The sequence below is a fragment of the Rhodococcus sp. CX genome, assembly GCF_015865005.1.
Taxonomy (GTDB): Bacteria; Actinomycetota; Actinomycetes; order Mycobacteriales; family Mycobacteriaceae; genus Rhodococcus.
Genome location: NZ_JADZGH010000265.1, coordinates 34,694 through 37,774, shown reverse-complemented (window position 1 = coordinate 37,774; position 3,081 = coordinate 34,694). Strand labels below are relative to the sequence as shown.

2 protein-coding genes and 2 pseudogenes are annotated in these 3,081 nt (G+C 69.4%); 3 read left to right on the top strand and 1 reads right to left on the bottom strand.

All coding sequences use genetic code 11. From position 1 onward, the window contains the following. From I0Q12_RS29765 to I0Q12_RS29755, 3 genes and pseudogenes are all read left to right on the top strand, one after another. Positions 1–157, top strand: a pseudogene (locus I0Q12_RS29765) (methionine synthase); the annotation flags it as partial. 76 nt (positions 158–233) lie between these two features. Further along, positions 234–2,369 (top strand): NAD-dependent DNA ligase LigA, encoded by a 2,136-nt coding sequence (ligA, locus tag I0Q12_RS29760; RefSeq protein WP_197257381.1) that lies wholly within the window; start codon positions 234–236, stop codon positions 2,367–2,369. A 54-nt stretch (positions 2,370–2,423) separates the two neighbouring features. After that, positions 2,424–2,912 carry a GNAT family N-acetyltransferase gene (locus tag I0Q12_RS29755; protein WP_197257373.1) on the top strand — a complete coding sequence of 163 codons (489 nt, stop codon included), beginning with the start codon at positions 2,424–2,426 and terminating at the stop codon, positions 2,910–2,912. A gap of 16 nt (positions 2,913–2,928) precedes the next feature. Here I0Q12_RS29755 and I0Q12_RS34330 read toward each other — a convergent pair. After that, positions 2,929–3,081, bottom strand: a pseudogene (locus tag I0Q12_RS34330) (amino acid-binding protein); the annotation flags it as partial.

Here is a 3,081-nt window from a genome sequence, read left to right as displayed (position 1 = left end):
GATCGACCGGCTCGGCTTCCCCCGAGCGGCCCTGCGCTCGGTCGCGGTGACCCCCGCCTGCGGGCTGGCCGGGGCCGACCCGGAGTGGGCGCGCACCGCGCTGCGCCTGACCCGCGACGTGGCCGCGGCGTTCACCGAGGACCCGGAATCCCTCTGATCGCCCGGGCCGTGCGACCGGGAACTGTCGGCGACCTCGACTAGGCTTGCGGGCTGTGAGTGAATCGACGGACGCTGTGGGTGAAGCGACGAGCGCAGAGGGTGAATCGACGAGCGCAGCCGTCACCGCACCTCCCGAGGCCCGCGAGCGCTGGCAACAGCTCGCCGAGGAAGTGCGCGAGCACCAGTTCCGCTACTACGTGCGCGACGCCCCGATCATCTCCGACGGCGCGTTCGACCAGCTGCTCGGCGAACTGAACGCGCTCGAGGAGCAGTACTCGGAGCTGCGCACGCCGGATTCACCGACCCAGCTCGTCGGCGGCGGCTTCGCGACCGACTTCACCGCCGTCGACCATCTCGAGCGGATGCTCAGCCTCGACAACGTCTTCACCGAGGACGAATTGCGCGGCTGGCTCGCCCGTGTCGAGTCCGAGGCCGGCAGCAACCTGCACTACCTCTGCGAGGTCAAGATCGACGGCGTCGCCCTGAACCTCGTGTACGAGAACGGCAAACTCGTGCGCGCGGCGACCCGCGGCGACGGCCGAACCGGGGAAGAGGTCACGCTCAACGCGCTGACCATCGACGACATCCCGGAACGGATCACGGGCACCGACGATTTCCCGGTCCCGAGCGTGCTCGAGGTGCGCGGCGAGGTGTTCTTCCGCCTCGAGGACTTCCAGGCACTCAACGCGAGCCTCGTCGCGGAAGGCAAGGCGCCGTTCGCGAATCCGCGCAACTCCGCCGCGGGCTCGCTGCGGCAGAAGAACCCCGCGGTCACCGCCAAGCGGCGGCTCGGGATGATCTGCCACGGGTTCGGGCGCCTCGAAGGCTTCGAACCGACCACCCAGTCCGAGGCGTACACCGCGCTCGCGGCGTGGGGTCTGCCGGTCTCCCCGCACACCCTCCGCGTGCAGGGCGCCGACGCGGTCGTCGAGCGGATGAAGTACTGGGGCGAGCACCGGCACGACGTCGAGCACGAGATCGACGGTCTCGTCGTCAAGGTCGACGAGATGTCGCTGCAACGGCGCCTCGGCGCGACCTCCCGCGCGCCCCGCTGGGCGATCGCCTACAAGTACCCGCCCGAAGAGGTCACCACCAAACTCCTCGACATCCGCGTCAGCGTAGGCCGCACCGGCCGCGTCACCCCGTTCGCGTACATGGAACCGGTGACGGTCGCGGGATCGACGGTGTCGCTGGCGACGCTGCACAACGCGTCCGAGGTGGCCCGCAAGGGTGTGCTCATCGGTGACACCGTGGTGCTGCGCAAGGCGGGTGACGTGATTCCGGAAGTGCTCGGTCCGGTCGTCGACCTGCGCGACGGCACCGAGCGCGAATTCGTGATGCCCACCGAATGTCCCGAGTGCGGAACGCCTCTCGCGCCGGCGAAGGAATCCGACGTCGATCTGCGGTGCCCGAATCAGCAGTTCTGTCCGGCGCAGTTGCGCGAACGCGTCTTCCATGTGGCCGGGCGCGGCGCGTTCGACATCGAGGCGCTCGGCTACGAGGCGTCGACGGCTCTGATCAACTCCGGTGCGATCGGCAACGAGGGCGATCTGTTCGCGCTCACCGCCGAGGACCTGATGACCACGTCGATCTTCCGTACCACCAAGGGCGCACTGTCGAAGAACGGTGAGCGGCTGCTGGAGAATCTCGAACGCGCGAAGGACAAGCCGCTGTGGCGCGTCCTCGTCGCACTGTCCATCCGGCACGTCGGACCCACCGCGGCGCGGGCGCTGGCCACCGAATTCGGCAGCCTCGAACGGATCCGGAACGCGTCGGTGGAAGAACTCGCTGCCGTCGAGGGGGTCGGACCGACCATCGCCGCGTCGGTCGACGAGTGGTTCAAGGTGGACTGGCACCGCGAGATCGTCGACAAGTGGGCGGCCGCCGGTGTCCGCATGGAGGACGAACGCGACCATTCGATCGAGCGGACTCTCGAGGGACTGTCGATCGTCGTCACCGGCAGCCTCGAAGGGTTCTCCCGTGACCAGGCGAAGGAGGCCATCCTGCTGCGGGGCGGGAAGGCCGCCGGCTCGGTGTCGAAGAAGACCGCCTTCGTCGTGATCGGCGACGCCCCCGGATCGAAGGCCGACAAGGCTGCCGAGCTGGGCGTTCCGATCCTCGACGAGGCCGGGTTCCGGAAACTGCTCGAGTTCGGTCCGGACGCGGTGACGGGCACGGGCGAGGACACCGACGACGACCGAGTGTGGTGAGGATCGCGTTCCGGCGTTTTGGGTGGCCGCGGGATCGGCTGTCATAGTGCACAAATGATCGAAATCAGGCGTGTGAGCCCGGACGAGTACGAGACCGTCGGCGACCTCACCGTCGACGTGTACGTCGGCGGCGGCTTCGTCGAACCCGACGATCCGTACGTGGCACGGCTGCGCGACACGGCGACCCGCAACGCTCAGGGCGAGGTCGTCGTCGCGGTCGCGGACGGCGAGATCGTCGGTTCGCTGACCCTGGCCGAACCGAAGTCGCGCCTCGCGGACATCGCGGAAGAGGACGAACTCGAACTGCGGATGCTCGCGGTCGCACCGGCCGCGCGACGCCGCGGGGTCGGATCGGCCCTCGTCCGGCACGCCCTCGACACCGCGTACGAGCGCGGGGACCGCGCCGTGGTGATCTCGACCGAACCGGCCATGGTCGACGCCCGCCGCATCTACGACCGCAACGGATTCGTCCCGGTCGCCGAGCGCAACTGGGTGCCGGTGCCCGGCGTCGAACTGACCGCGATGGTGCGCGAACTGGTCTGACCCGGTTCGCCCGGCGTCACCCCAGAACGGTGCCGATGATGCCGGCGAGGTAGCCGAGCCGGGCCACCTCGGAGGGCCGGAACTCCGGTCCACCCGGCCGTCCGAGCATGAGCACCCGGGTGGGGGAGCCGAGCGGTGCGGCGGCGAGTGTCGTGTCCATCTGCCGCCA

Excerpts from the sequence above, each read along its gene's own strand:
- I0Q12_RS29755 (WP_197257373.1), top strand. The coding sequence starts at position 2,424 with ATGATCGAAATCAGGCGTGTGAGCCCGGACGAGTACGAGACCGTCGGC.